Source organism: uncultured Chitinophaga sp. (assembly GCF_902168175.1).
Classification (GTDB): domain Bacteria; phylum Bacteroidota; class Bacteroidia; order Chitinophagales; family Chitinophagaceae; genus Chitinophaga.
The window spans coordinates 18,557-34,022 of record NZ_CABHOU010000021.1; the positions used below are offsets into that span (position 1 = coordinate 18,557).

Here is a 15,466-nt window from a genome sequence, read left to right on the forward strand (position 1 = left end):
CTTCCCGGCTATGAGTTATTAGAGTACCACGACCCTCGTGGTTTGTCTGAAGTTTTTACCTGAAACGTTTAAGAAATAAATACCGCGTGTCAATCTTCCGCCAGTCTGTAATTCATGCTGAGCATTGCCTTTAGAGGAAGTGATCCTGGTACGGTACACCTCACTGCCCTGCACATTGGTAACGGTTACCTGCAGTTGTTCGTCGTTAGAAATGCCGCCAAGTGTAAACCTGATGTTACCAGAAACCGGGTTCGGGCTCACTTTCAGCAACACAGGAGATACTGGTTCTGCGTAAAGTTTCACCACGCTCAAACCTTCTGTCTGCAGGTTCTGATTGCTGCCAGGAGCCTGCAGCACCTGCAATCCGGCTACTGCTGCGTAATCTTTCACTGCAACAAATTGTACTACTACGTTACCTAAGCTATCTGCCACCACAGGTATATCTCTCACCACCACTTTGTTCAGCTTGTTACCTGCTGCCACATAAAGATCGAGGTTGCTGATCACCGTTGTGTTGTTCACTTTTACGTGGAACACGCGTTTACCAGCCTGGTTCCAGTAGCTTTCGACCAGGTGTAACCTGAGTGTGTACGAAGCACTGTCGCCTAAACCGCTAAGTGTGTAAGAGAAGTTAGTACCGTAACGGCGTTTGGTATAAATCGCCGCAGGAGCTGCATTTACAGTACCCGATGCATTGATGGAACCTACTGGTACTGCTGCTGCTGCCGAACCACCGGTATAAGCATTATCTGCCGCAAAACCGCCAAATGCTGTATCTGCACTGTTGATGCCGATCACTTGTTCGGTTGGCGCTTTGTTACCCAATACTTCTATGCCACAAACCGATGCATGATCGATTACCGATACGAAGTCGATCAGCAGGTTACCGGAACTGTCGGTTACACCCGTTACATCTCTTACTATCGCTTTGTTTTTACCCGCGGTTGCATACAGGTCGATATTATTGATTACAGTGGCATTATTGATGTTCACATTAAACACACGTTTGCCTGACTGTGACCAGAATGTTTCCATCAGGTGCAGCCTTACTGTGTAAGCAGTGTTAGGCGCAAAACCACTGAAGTTGTAGTAGAAGTTGCCGTAACGGCGTTTGCTGTATACAGCCACTGGTGCAACGTAAGTAACATTCGTAGTGTTGATGGAACCAGTAGCCACTGCTGCTGTAATAGCACCACCTGTATAAGAATGTTCAGCCGCAAAGTTACCAGCCGCTACATCGCCACTGTTCACGGTAATGAGCTGGTGATAAACACCTACGAATGAAGTATCTGCTTTTAAACCGTCGGCTGAAGTAGCAATTACATAAGCTGTGCCCTGTGCAATACCTGTTACCAGGCCTGCGGTATCAACTTTTGCAACCGAGGTATCTGTAGACTTCCAGGTAACACCCGGAAGGGTTACAGCTGCAGGCAACAAAGTAGCGTTCAGTTTCCTGGTACCGCCAACCGCCAGGATAGTAGTATCCGCATCGATTGCCACAGAGGCTGCTTCCACAACTAAGCAGAAATCATCAATATAAATATAACCCGGACCAGCTTTGGACACCCAGATAGCTGCTCTTACAGCATTCGCAGGTATAACTCTTCTGATCGTGAAACGGGTATAGTTAACCGGATTTTGTGCCGGTGTTGCACCCAAGATCGGTGCCTGTGGATTATCTATTTTATTATTTGCGGAATCGTAATAGTCGATACCTACACCTGCCCAGTAAGGGTTCAGGAGCTGTGCAGGGTTAACCGGATTAGGGCTGCCTGCCACTTTGGCCCAGAAGCTAAGCGTAACGGGCGCACCGCCTGGAACGTTAACAGTTGGCAGATAGTTATGTGCTGCAGCATCTTCGATGATCTTCAGCGCCCTCAGTCCTGAGTGAACTTCTGATGGTACATCTGTAACAATGGAACCATTAGGCTTCGCTTTCCACCAGTTGAAGAAACCACTTTCGAATCCACCGTTGCTCAGCAGACCGCATGTGTCGCCTTTGATTACAGTCAGCGCTAATGCAGCCGATGCACCAAGACCGTCCTGGGAAGTAGCCGTAATAGTAGCATTACCTGCCTTCACCGCACTTACAAGACCATTTGCGCTCACTTTAGCGATAGTGGTATCGGAAGATGACCAGGTCACTAACAGGTTGCTGGCATTAGCCGGGAGAAGACTGAAATTAACAGTGGTAGTATCATTCTCGCCAATGGTGTAAGCTGTTTTGCTCAACGTTACCTGCGCCACCGGTACTACGACCGACAGTACAGAAGTGCTGGCCGTTTCACCACCATCCTGAGTAGTAACAGTAATGGTAGCTGTACCTGATGCAATGCCAGACAGCAAACCACTTTCATTTACTTTTACAATAGTGGTATCTGAAGAAGACCAGATAACTGCTTTATCGCTGGCATTCAACGGGTAAACAGTAGCCTGCAGCTGACGGGTATTTCTCACGCCTACAGTATCCTGCTGCTGTTGCAGTCTTACACTGTCTACATGAATGCTGTCAGCCGTAATTGTTATTGAATCTCTTTTACCACTTTCATTTGTGATAACGGTGATCACTGCTGTACCAACACCTGTACCGGTAATCAAACCAGTAGCAGACACTGTGGCAACAGAAGTATTGGAGGTTGTCCAGGTAACGCCTTTATTGGTAGCTACCAGTGGCCATACGGTTGGTGTAACCCTTAATGTATCATTCACACCTACAAAGGCCGCATCGTTGTTCAGCGTTACGCTATCCAGCGGGTTCATAACAGCTTCCACACCGTTCATGAAGGTGTAACCCACAACAGATTTAAGCTTAACCTGGATAACACCTGAGGCGTTAGCCGTGGCAGCAAACTCGCGGGTTACCGCGCGCTCTTTACCACCTGATGCAGCCATCACGTCAAAGTTTCTCAGTACTGTATCTGCGCCAATTATAATATTGAAACGTTTGGCGCCCACCGCTACGTTGCCTAACTCTGCGAAGTGCAGACGTACGGTATAACTACCGCCGGGAACCAGACCGGTAATATTGTACGGTAAAGTTGGATCGAGGCCGTTACGTGAGGTTTTATACACTGCTTCCGGGGCCGGATTAACAGCACCGCTCATGTTAATGGTGTTAGTAGTACGTACTACCCATGTCCAGGCCCAGGTGTTGGGATCTTTACGGAAGATGCCTACCTGCGCAGTATCTCCAAGGTTATAAGCGGTAGAAGTAGTACCCACTTTCACCGGAATAGTACCTATCACGCCACCGTCTACAGAAGTAGCAGTAATAGTGGCAGTACCAAGCCCGAGGGCATTGATAAAGCCGCCTGCATTTACTTTCACTTTTGTAGTATCGGAAGAACTCCAGGTCAGTTTTTTATTTGTAGCATCCAGTGGTAATACTTTCGCAATGATGCTACCGGTGCTACCAAGACCTATATAGAACGCTGTGTCCATCGTTACTGCGGTAACGTGTACAAATGGCGTTACCGTAATTACGGTAGTATCTTTCAAACTTCCGTCCTGCGTGGTAACGATCACATTTGTTGTGCCCGCGCTTAACGCATTTACCCAACCATTAGCACTTACAGTGGCTACGGAAGGGTCGGTGGAAGTCCAGCTGATATTGTTGTTATTAGGATATAAAGGACTGAGTGTAGCTTTCAGCTGCACAGAATCAGTTACTACCAGTGTATCCGCAGCAGGTGTAATAGTAACACCGGTTACAGGACCACCTTCAGGCTGTCCTACTACGATACCGTTACCGCCAATACCAATAAACACGCGACCGTTGCGATCGGCAGCCATATTCATGGTAATACCGGGAGCGTTGGTGGATATAGTGGTCCAGCTTGCGCCTTCATCGTCTGAGCGGAATATGCCGTAAGACACGCCGTTGATAGGGGTGGAATTGTTAGTAAGATATAATACGGTAGGGGCTGATGCTGATGTGTCGGCCCTGCCTACTGCCAGCCATTTAGGGCTTACAACTTGCGAAGGATTAACATGAACGAATGTCCGGCCGGTATCTACAGAGTGGTACAAACCAGAGGAGTGTGACCACCAGATATCGCCTGATTTACCGGGCGTAGCTACCAGGGTAGCATAAGAGGCAGAACCACCGTCGTTAGGTAAGCTGGTTGACCTTGGCACGAAAGTACGGCCGGTATCCTGGCTCACATACATGGTGCCTTTAGCATAAATATAGAAGATGTTACCACTTACACGGTCGGCCGTTAATGGTATCTGACCTGGGTATATCTGGTAAATGTCTCCATTTTTCAGCACATTCTCAGGTACGCCGGCACTAGCTACCCAGCTGGCGCCCAGGTTATTCGACATATACGTTTTGCCGCCCATTGGTACCCACACTATGGTACGGCTGGTAGCCGAAACGGCTACACGGCCACGCGCATATATGGAAGGGAACGTTGGAAATTTAGTGTAGTTCAAACCACCATTCGTAGAGTAACCACCTATTGGGGGGCCATTCCATCCATCGCTGCCTACACGTGCGATAAAGTTAGGATCAGCGCTCTGGTAATCCACACCGGAGAAATTGCAACCCGTGTTAGTCGAAAAGTGGTTAGCCATGCCCGTAGGCGGAGGCGTAGTAAGCGAAGGATGATCGAAACCGCCCACGTCACCGGTGGTAGATAACAATATGTTACGGCCCGAAGGAGGGCATGCCATCTGCCCGGTTACTACAACTTCTTCCAGGCCGGCAACGCGTAATTTCCAGGCTACCACTGGCGCCCAGATATCCGTTGTTTGCCCAACATCTGTCATACAGGTAAACCATAAATGACCAGCATTGAACGGATCAAAACTCAACATATCAATATCGTGCCCCAGGTTGCCTGCGCTACCGCCACCGGAATGCGGCGCTTCCGAATTATCACGGGTAATAGACATCACGCTCCAGCTGCCGGCATTACCACCGGTGGAGCTACGATAAGTAAGGTCGTGGTTCCAGGTGCCGGACGAAGCAGCAATTACCTCATTATCATTATCAGGGTTTACTACTACATATTTAAAACCCCTCGAATTATCAGGGGATACGCCAGACCATGCGCTGCCGTTCCATTTCCAAACACCGTTGTTGGTGGCAGAAGGAGCAGCGGTTACGAACATTTTACCACTTTTCGAAATAGAAGCACGGCGAACATCTGCGGGTCCGCCAGTCATGGCCGTAAAAGTTGCCCCACCATCGATGCTTCGGTACATACCTGTGGAAGTTCCCACAAACATGTTCTTGGTAACACCATTCACGGTGCCCGCGCTAATATCAAATTTAATAAAGCGGCCTACTGCAGCATCAAAAGCAGTAGTGAGTTTAGTCCAGCTACCGGCAACGCCCGCCGCATCGCTGCGCCAGGTTCCATTAGAGCGGGTAGTTAACCAGATTACATTACTGTTCTGCGGATCTACCACCAGCCTGTCTGTATACAGCTGATCGCTGTTAGGCTTGATGTCTACCGCCAGTCCGCAATCCGTCCATGACGCACCGCGGTCGGTAGATTTCATCACGGTGCCTTTGTTGTCAATACCGCCACCAGGCACGGTGCCTTTACCGTTACAAACCGATATGTACAGGGTGTTACCCGTTACATCGTTCGGATCGAAGGCCAGATCGGCACTTACCTGTGAGTTTGCCCAGTTCCAGTAAGTAGTGGGAATTTTCGCGCCAAGGATCAAATCGTCCCAGCGCTGTGTGGAGTGGTTCCATTTGTAAGAGGTGCCCACATCCGTGGTAATAAAAAAGAGATTGGGAACTTTGGGGTGAGCCTTAATGCTCGTGACCCTACCCCCGCCGCCTATTCGGACGGCGCTCCAGTTGTAGCCCTGTGCCAATAGGGCAATAGTAGGCATGCCGGCCAGTATCGCTGGCAACAGCAATCTTAGTAGAAAGTTTTTCATGACGTTCGGAATTAATTAAATCATTGAAAAAAAATTACGTGGATTTTGGTTTTCTACGGCCTGCCAGGTTAAGGGTTACTCACTGTTCAAACAAAACATAACCTGCAGCATCACGGTTCATAATGCATAAAAAGTCCGCATGCATTGTAATGCACATGGGCAACTATCAAAACAAAAAAGGGAAACACATTACAGCATTCCGTCTACACGTGGAACGTAAAACGGTCATCAGTAATATCCGGGGCAGGCCGGAATCGGGCCAGCATCACTCAGTTTAAAAATCTATTGAAAAAATCCGGGTGTATCACTATTCATCTTACAAATGTTCTATTGTCTAAAAAACTAACGTGGTAATTGTATATACCTGGAATCTGAATCAAAACTATTACTATTTCCAGCAAAGCGATAATACTTTTTTATCTCATCCCGATAAAAATATAACGGTATTTTACTTGCTTAACGGGTTGCTTAACGACAAAGTGTTATACCATACTACCTTAAACTTTTCTCAATATTGGTTTTGTTTGACCGTTCTGATTTTTTGAAATATCCCACTATAGCTGATTTGAGTCATTTTTCTTTTAAATATTCGGCTTTACGGCCGATTTTCGCTCTTCCGCCAAACTCACCGCGGAAAAACAGCAGTAGATCGGCTATTCGGGTTAGTGTAACGATATAGTGGTTGTTTTATACCATTCGTATAATACGAAATATACAGTTTTTTTAACCCAAAGTGGTACTTTCTTTCATAAATAACACGATAGTCAGGGCTGAACGGTAGGGATATACCTACCGCATAACCTTCGACATCACAAAACAGGGGCCGTTGAAATAACAAAAAAGCCTGGCAATAATACCAGGCTTTAACACTTATCAATTTACAAACTCCTTCACTAACATCATCGTACAATTCGTTGTAGAATTAAGTCTGATTTGTTTCACCGGCTGATAATCCGGGTCGTTATAACAGGCAAGCGCCGCTTCTTCTGAGGGAAATTTTATAATTGCGTTCATCATCCGCACAGTCCCTTCTACTGCAATTGCATTTAAATCGGACGATATCACTTCTGCACCGTACTTATTGAGCAATATAAACACAGCTGGTGCATATTTCGCGTACGCTTCCATGTCAACAATGTCATAACTATTGATATAATAAACTGCCATCTTAAACTATTGATTGGTTAGAAAATGTATTCGGGAGGTGTAATGTTCCTGCACCTCAGATAAGTGGTGGCCTGCCCCCTGTGGTGCGTAATATGATCAAGTGTACCAAAGAAACCAACAATCGCCTCTCCTGCTTCGGGCATGGATTTCAATGTATCTTCCAGTAATTTGAACGCGTCCTCCAGGTAAGCGATCGTTTCTTTTTTACCTGTCGCCAATACGGGAGGTTCCCAGGCCAGTTCGGTGCCATCTATAAGACTTGCCTTAAACCAATAAATACCATATGCTATGTGGTGAAATAATTCGTTAAAACCCCACACAGCATCCGCAGGTTTAAAGTCATAATCCCTTTCGGGCATCGCCTCGGCGGTTGACAGTGTGTACTGCTTTGCGTTTTTTAGCCTTGCCTGTAATTGTGTTTTCATACCATATTAATTTTGATAGAACAAAGTTAACAGGCGGGTCTGGAGCTTATTTAAGACATATTGCTATTTTCAGGGTCGCATGTCGGAAGGGGCTTTTCCGTATACATTTTTATAAGAAGCCGAAAAATGTTCCAGGCTATTAAATCCTGCAGCAAACGCAATGGCAGTGATAGGCTGATGGGTATTTTTTATCTGAATGGTGGCCTGCGCCAGTCGAACACGCAACAGGTAAGTATATGGCGTAACCCCTGTTAGTTGCTTGAACACGCGGCTGAAATGGAAGGAACTTAAATTACCTACAGCTGCCAGTTGCGTAAGGGAGATATCGTCCGTAAAATGATTGTTCACATAGTGCTTTACAGATGCAATAACAGGCAGATAATATTTCTTTTGTTTATAGTTCAGTAACGGAATTTTCAACCGCGCACTATCTGCCGAAAGCACCTTCAGTAAAAGATCTGCGATCAGTTGCTCTACAAACAAACTTTGCCGGTGCGGCTTAGCCAGTTCATGAAAAATAATGTGATGAAGGTGTTCTGTTTGGGGCGTTGCTTTTACTAAAACCGACTGAATATCCGGATTGTTAAAGAACCAGGAGAAATCCTCCGCCTGTGCTTTCACGGACCCGAAGTTTTCGGCCGATAAAGAGAAGATCGTGCACTCATCTGGTAAATCATGCACATGCCTTACCCTGTGCTCGTAACCGGGTTTACAAACCAGGAATAAACCATGATGTGCATCCAGGTCGTTCCGGAATACCTTAAATTCGAAATTACCTTTACGGATGTAGGCGATGGAAAAAGTATCCTGGTGTTCGCTTTTGGATATTGCGCACTCGCTGCACCGGCATAAGAAATTATGCACGGAACAAAGCGGTGAGTTATATAATGTGGTAACATCTGCCTGCATAACCTTTGTAATTTACGACAAAGTAAGCGGTGGTAAGTGACAACAGTATGTCAGCAAGCCAGCCCGGCAAACAAATTTATCTTCTACCGTAAAACATATCCTTCCTGTCCGCCCTTTTCTTGCTGAAATAAGTCTTCAGCCACTCCTGCTCTTCTGCTACCTTCCGCGCCACATCCTCCACGGCCTTTCCGAGTTGGCCGGGAGTTACGCCGTCGATCTCGGACTCATTAACAGACGCCAGTTTTGCTATAGCATTTTTAAGTTTATTTTCCGCCGCATTCATCATTTCCTGAATATCAGCGTCTGGCTTTAATGGAGTAAACCGGGCATTTTTATAATGAATAAATTCGTTGTATGCATTAATTCCATCATTATAATCCTGTACTGCCGAGTTGTAAGTATTAATTATCTTCTGCCTGCGGGCGTTATCCTGCCCTATTTTAATATTATCCAGCTCCACCTGCGTATTCCGCAGCCGGTCGAACAACATCGAATTTTTCAAACCGTTCTTCTGGATTCTGTATACAATACCTTTCAACTGTTCCTGGCGGCTCTGGCTTTCATACAACTTCAGGCTGTCGGTATAATTGAAATAGGCTTTAGACAGGTTTACTTCTGTTTTGCCTTCATAAAACTCCTGGTTAGTAATTGGGAAACGCAGGAACTGCCACAGATAATCAAAAGGCATGTGTGTTTTTATAAGGATTGATGGAGTTGCCTGAAAGTAAGTGTTATTGATCCGCCTCACAAATTTGCGCTCCGTAATACTTCCGGCCCCCCAGGTTGGATCGAACATATACCAGGCAGTATCTATCCTGGCCACACACCAGGCATGCGGAATATACTCCGTAAATCCGTTTTGTCTGGTATACCCTTCTATTAAATACGATTTGATCCCACACTTTGCACAGAGGTCATTAAACAGCGCTGCATAGTTTTCACATATGCCCTTTCGCGTTTTTAATGGCTTGTCTATCTTTGCCTCCATTTTCTCATAAAAATTGATTGCAAACACGTTCTCGATATCATACTGGATATTGGACGCTATCCATATAAAGATCGCCCTTGCCCTGTCCCGGTCGCCCCTGAAGTGAGTATTGATATAGCTGGCCATATCCGTTGTGTTGCGGGTCAGGGAGTCGGGTAGCTGTAACGCCTTTTTGTCGATCGCCGCAAGCTCCTTCCTGCTGAATGCCTTCTGGGCAAACAACGTGTGCATGAGTGGAAGCAGCATAACGAGGAACAACACTTGTTTCATGGTAATTAGGTTAAGCAGGCGGTTGCCTTGTATCCAAATTTAAGGAAAACGACTAAAGATACGTCTACGAATTGTGGCTGACTAAACGCCCGGCATTTTTGCCAGGCTAATTTTCAGCGGAGGAAGAGGGATTCGAACCCCCGGACCTGTAACAGTCAAAATAGTTTACGCAAAGACTGGGGTGTTCCCAAAAACAAAAACGCCCGGCATTTTGCCAGGCTAATTTTCAGCGGAGGAAGAGGGATTCGAACCCCCGGACCTGTAACAGTCAACAGTTTTCAAGACTGCCGCAATCGACCGCTCTGCCATTCCTCCGCGGCAAAAGTATAAAATGGATTACATTTTAAAAAAAATATTTGCAGTATTTTTTATCAATCCTTCTAAAACCTTTACTACAGAGGGTTACAGGAGAAAAATATTTTAACTACACCTCATCTTTTGTGATCCACTTGCCTGTAACGGGCGGCACGTAGGCGTCCATCAGCTCCAGTAACGTATGTACGTTGTCACTAACCAGCAGCATGTCCCGGTTCTCTTTTTTCAATAACTGTTCAGCTGTCATATGATCCAAAAGCGCGATAAGACTGTCGTAAAAACCTCTCACATTTAGTAACCCTACCGGCTTTTTATGTAACCCTAACTGCCCCCAGGTTAGTATTTCGAACAATTCCTCCAGCGTACCGAAGCCGCCGGGCAGCGCTATAATACCATCGCAGAGATCATTCATCTTCGTTTTACGGGCGTGCATGCTGTCCACTACGATCAGTTCTGTAAGACCTGTATGGGCTATCTCTTTGCTGCGTAAGAAGTCGGGCAGCACACCAATTACCTTACCACCGGCAGATAAGGCACCATCCGCCACAGCGCCCATCAACCCTACCCTCGCACCGCCATACACCAGGCCCATCCCCTTTTCCGCCAATACCTGGCCGGTTTCGAAGGCCGCTTCCATGTATGCCCTGTTTTCGCCTGGACTGGAGGCGCAAAAAACGGTTACGCTTTTCATCTCATTTTGTTTTATCGTTCAAATGTAAGGAAATAAAGAAGCCGGGATAAGACTATCCCGGCTATATAGTTAACCTACAACTGTTACACTATTAACAATCCGCTATGCCGTAGCATTGCGGCCTGTTAAGAACTTATTTATTAAAAAGAGTTATTTCCATCCTCCGCCTAACGCACGGTAAAGATCTACCGTTGCGGTAAGCTGCCTTCTCTTCACGTCGGCCTGGTTTAACTCGGCCTGCAACGTGTATCCTTGCGCGGTAATTACCTCAAGGTAGTTGGCCAAGCCGCTCTGGAATAACATCCTGGCCTGCTGCACCGACTTATTAGAGGTTTGCACCTGTGCATCTGCAATCCGTTGCTGCTCCTTCAGTTTATCAGCACTCACCAATGCATCGCTCACTTCTCTCACGGCATTTGTTACCGACTGTCTGAAACCTATCACTGCCTGCTCCCGCTGCACCTGCGCCACCTCGTACTGCGTTTTCAACCGCCTTTGCTGAAATACGGGCTGCATAATATTGCCCGCCACGGTACCAAACAACGAGTTCGGAATGCTGAACCAGTCGCTCGCCTTAAGGGCGTTAAGACCACCGCTGGCTGTAATGCTCAACGCGGGATACATACTGGCCTGCGCCACACCCACGTTCGCATTGGCCGCCTGCAATGCCAGCTCCGATGCTTTTACATCGGGACGGTTAGCAGTCACCTCGGCCGGAATACCGGTGTAGAGGCTATCCCAAAGCGTTACCTGCTCCAGTGAACTGTTACGAACGATAGCGCCGGGCATATTGCCCGTGAGAATACTTAATGCGTTTTCCTGTATCGTGATGGCCTGCTGTAACTGTGGCACCAGGGCCTCTGCTGTTTGTTTCTGGGAGATGGACTGCTGCACCGCCAGCTCAGTTACCTGCCCGGCTGTTTTCTGCATGCTGATCATCTTTACGATGGTATCGCTGAGCGCTACATTGCGTTGCGCAATGCGTAACTGGGCATCCAGCATCAGCAGGTTAAAATAACCGCTGGCTACATTGGCTACCAGGGCGGTTTGCACTGCTTTGGCGCCTTCGTAAGATTGCAGGTAAGTAGCTAATGATGCTTCTTTCTGCCTTCTCAGTTTGCCCCATACATCTATCTCCCAGCTTAAACCTACACCGAGTGTGAAATCTTCGATGTGGGTTGTTTTCAGGAAGTTCTCCAGGCTTACGCCGTTAAGACTGTTCTTGGAAGGAATAGAGGTATTTGCCGTGGCATTTGCGGTTAAAGAAGGAAAGAATGCAGCCTTCGACTGCTTTACATAAGCCTGGGCCTCGTCTATCCTTTTAAGCGCTATCTGCAAATCGAAATTACCTTTTACGGCCGCTTCCAGTAACTGCTGTAAGGCAGGGTCGCGGAAGAATTCTTTCCAGGCGGTGTTACCAATGCTGCTGTCTGCGGCCGGTTGCTGCCCGAAAGAAGCTGGCAGCGCTACTTCCGGACGCTGGTAGTTGCGGCCTACGGTGCAGGCCGAAAGGGCCGCTGCCAGTACTATGAATTGAATATACTTAGTCATCTTGTTGCTTCTTTTAAACTGTTTGGAGGTCATTGCTTACCTGGGGCTTTTTACCGCTTACCTTTTCCTGTAAGTGCTGGAAAATGATATACAGTACCGGGATGATAAACAGACCGAGTATTACACCGCTAAGCATACCGCCCGCTGCGCCGATACTGATGGACTGGTTACCTTTCGCCGAAGCGCCTGTTGCACGCATCAATGGAATAAGACCTACTATGAATGCCAGGGATGTCATTATGATCGGACGCAAACGTAACTGTGCGGCCTGTAATGCGGCGTTTAGTAATCCCATACCCTGCCTGCGGCGCTGTACCGCGTACTCCACGATAAGAATGGCATTTTTGGCCAGCAAACCGATGAGCATGATCAAACCTACCTGTACGTATATGTTGTTCTCAATACCGGCCAGGTTAATGAATACGAACACGCCGAATATACCGGTTGGGATCGTGAGGATTACCGCGAACGGCAGGATGTAACTTTCGTACTGTGCCGCCAGCAGGAAGTATACGAATATCAGACACAGCATGAAGATCAGGCCAGCCTGTCCGCCCGCATCAATTTCTTCTTTAGTCATACCTACCCATTCGTGGGTGTAACCGCGTGGCAGGTATTGCGCTGCTACTTCGTTTACGGCTTTGATCGCATCACCGGTGCTGTAGCCTGGTTTAGGCTGACCGTTAATAGTTACGGCATTGAACAGGTTGTTACGGGTTACCGTTTCAGGACCGTATACTTTCTTCAGCGTTACCAGTCCGTTTACCGGCACCATTTCGCCCAGGTTGTTCTTCACAAAAATGTTATCCATTGATGTGGGATCGGCGCGGAATGGTACATCGGCCTGCATAATTACGCGGTAGTATTTACCGAAGCGGTTAAAGTCGGAAGCAAAAGTGCTACCATAATATACCTGCAGTGTTTGCAGCAGATCGCCTACGGAAACGCCCAGCTGTTTTGCCTTTTGCTCGTCCAGTTCTACACTGTATTGCGGGTTGCCGGTGTTAAAAGTGGTAAAAGCAAACGCGATCTCTTTACGTTTCATCAATTCTCCTATGAAACCGTATGCGGTTTCGCCCAGCTTACCGAGCTCTCCTGCCGTACGGTCCTGCAGTATCACCTCAAATCCATCTACGTTACTAAAGCCTGGTACTGTTGGCATGGTAAAGAGGAACACATTTGCTTCTGATATTTTAGACAGCTCGCCGTTCATTTGCGCCAGTATGGCGTTCATGTCTTTGACCTCACCACGTTCGGCATGTGGTTTCATTTTGGCGAAACCTACTGCGTAAGCGGAGCTGTTAGAGTTGGTGATGATGTTGAGGCCTGCTACGCTCAGATCGAGGTATACGCCTTCTTTCTGTTGCACCACGCTGTCGATCTTGTGGATCGCGTCTTTCGTTCTTTGCAGTGAAGAACCTGCGGGCATGTTGACTGCGTATACGAAGAAGCTCTGGTCTTCGGAAGGAATAAAGCCGGTAGGCGTTGTCTTCACCATCCAGAAAGTGGCGGCGCTTATCACCACCAGCCCGAGAATGGCTACCCATTTCCTTCTCACCAAAAACTGTATACTGTGAATATATTTAGCGGTGATGGCATTAAACGCGGCGTTAAATGCTTTGAAGAACCTGCCACCAAAACCTTTGGTAGCAAATTGCAGCTTACCGTTTGCCTGCGCTGGCGCATGCTCGTCATCATGATGCGTGTTTTTCAGTAACAGCGCACAAAGTGCAGGGCTCAGCGTTAACGCGTTCAGTGCCGATATCAGGATCGCAATGGCCAGCGTGAAGGCGAACTGGCGGTAAAACACACCTACAGGACCTTGCATAAAACCTACGGGCAGGAACACCGCGGACATTACCAGGGTAATGGACACGATCGCGCCGGATATCTCACTCATCGACTGTACGGTGGCATCTTTCGCATTCATCTTCACCCGTTCCATCTTGGAGTGTACTGCTTCTACCACCACGATCGCATCGTCCACTACTATACCAATGGCCAGTACGAGGGCGAACAGGGTGAGCAGGTTGATGGAGAAACCAAACAACTGCATGAAGAAGAAGGTACCAATAATAGCTACAGGCACTGCAATCGCCGGGATCAGCGTAGAGCGGAAATCCTGCAGGAAGATGAACACTACGATAAATACGAGGATGAAGGCCTCTACCAGGGTATGTTTAACCTGGTCGATCGACTGGTCAAGATACTCTTTGGTGCTGTAGATGATCGTTTGTTCCACACCACCGGGCAACTGCGCTTCCGACTTCTTCATCAGCTCTTTGATGGCTGTCTGGATGTCGTTGGCGTTGGAGCCTGCTGTCTGGAAGATGGCAATACCAATACCTTCCTTGTTGTTAATCCTTGTTTCGGTGCTGTAGCTGAAAGAACCCAGTTCTACACGGGCTACATCTTTCAATCTTAATACAGAACCATCGGGATTAGCTTTGAGGATGATATTTTCGTATTGCTCGTTTTTATTGAGTTTGCCTTTGTATTTAATCACGTATTCGAACGACTCCTTACTGCTTTCGCCGAAACGGCCGGGTGCTGCTTCCAGGTTCTGATCGCGGATAGCGCCCAGTACTTCCTGGGGCGACATATTATTGGCGGTCAGGCGGTCGGGGTTCAGCCAAATACGCATAGAATAGTCCTTACCACCAAACACCTGCACCTGTCCCACACCGGGCACACGCTGCAATTCAGGAATGATGTTGATCTTAGCATAGTTCTGCAGGAACGTTTCATCGTACGCAGTATCCTTTGCTAAAAGGTTTACCACCATGATCATGCTGTTCTGCTGTTTCTGCGTGGAGATACCTGCCTGTACTACCTCTGCAGGCATCAGGTTAGTAGCTTTCGCCACGCGGTTCTGCACGTTTACCGCCGCTAAGTCAGGATCGGTACCCAGTTTAAAATATACGTTCAGGGCCATGGAGCCGTCGTTGTTGGAAGTAGAGGTCATGTAAGTCATGTTCTCTACACCATTCACCGCTTCTTCGAGCGGCGTGGCCACCGAGCGGGCCACTACTTCGGCATTGGCACCGGGGTACAGGGCTGTAACCTGTACGCTGGGCGGCGCAATATCCGGGAACTGCGCCACCGGCAGTGATATGAGCGACAGGGTGCCCAGCAGTACCAATATGATGGAAACTACTGTAGCCAACACCGGTCTTTCTATGAATTTCTTTAACATCGTAGCAATAGTTTTTAAGTCCGGCAGCAGCCATGGCTGCCGGCATGAGG

The 15,466-nt window shown here is 47.6% G+C and carries 8 protein-coding genes and 1 tRNA gene; all 9 read right to left on the reverse strand.

Annotation, left to right across the window (positions count from 1 at the left end):
• Nucleotides 1-18 precede the first annotated feature (18 nt).
• The 9 genes from QZT80_RS02210 to QZT80_RS02250 all read right to left on the reverse strand — a co-directional run bounded on the left by QZT80_RS02210 (nucleotide 19) and on the right by QZT80_RS02250 (nucleotide 15,416).
• Nucleotides 19-5,904, reverse strand: coding sequence for an Ig-like domain-containing protein (locus QZT80_RS02210; RefSeq protein WP_295117163.1), 5,886 nt, complete (start codon nucleotides 5,902-5,904; stop codon nucleotides 19-21).
• 873 nt (nucleotides 5,905-6,777) lie between these two features.
• Nucleotides 6,778-7,071 carry a DUF1330 domain-containing protein gene (locus QZT80_RS02215; RefSeq protein WP_295117165.1) on the reverse strand — a complete coding sequence of 98 codons (294 nt, stop codon included), beginning with the start codon at nucleotides 7,069-7,071 and terminating at the stop codon, nucleotides 6,778-6,780.
• Nucleotides 7,072-7,088: 17 nt separating this feature from the next.
• On the reverse strand, nucleotides 7,089-7,496 hold the full coding sequence (locus QZT80_RS02220; protein WP_295117166.1) for a DinB family protein: 408 nt from the start codon (nucleotides 7,494-7,496) through the stop codon (nucleotides 7,089-7,091).
• Nucleotides 7,497-7,565: 69 nt separating this feature from the next.
• Nucleotides 7,566-8,405: an AraC family transcriptional regulator gene (locus QZT80_RS02225; protein WP_295117168.1), complete on the reverse strand. Its 840-nt coding sequence runs from the start codon at nucleotides 8,403-8,405 to the stop codon at nucleotides 7,566-7,568.
• A 76-nt stretch (nucleotides 8,406-8,481) separates the two neighbouring features.
• Complete coding sequence (locus tag QZT80_RS02230; RefSeq protein WP_295117170.1) at nucleotides 8,482-9,663, reverse strand: transglutaminase domain-containing protein; 1,182 nt, start codon at nucleotides 9,661-9,663, stop codon at nucleotides 8,482-8,484.
• A gap of 230 nt (nucleotides 9,664-9,893) precedes the next feature.
• A tRNA-Ser gene (locus QZT80_RS02235) sits at nucleotides 9,894-9,978 on the reverse strand.
• 109 nt (nucleotides 9,979-10,087) lie between these two features.
• Nucleotides 10,088-10,669, reverse strand: coding sequence for a TIGR00730 family Rossman fold protein (locus QZT80_RS02240; protein ID WP_295117172.1), 582 nt, complete (start codon nucleotides 10,667-10,669; stop codon nucleotides 10,088-10,090).
• Nucleotides 10,670-10,819: 150 nt separating this feature from the next.
• Complete coding sequence (locus QZT80_RS02245; RefSeq protein ID WP_295117174.1) at nucleotides 10,820-12,220, reverse strand: efflux transporter outer membrane subunit; 1,401 nt, start codon at nucleotides 12,218-12,220, stop codon at nucleotides 10,820-10,822.
• 13 nt (nucleotides 12,221-12,233) lie between these two features.
• Nucleotides 12,234-15,416 (reverse strand): efflux RND transporter permease subunit, encoded by a 3,183-nt coding sequence (locus tag QZT80_RS02250; RefSeq protein ID WP_295117175.1) that lies wholly within the window; start codon nucleotides 15,414-15,416, stop codon nucleotides 12,234-12,236.
• Nucleotides 15,417-15,466: the final 50 nt, after the last annotated feature.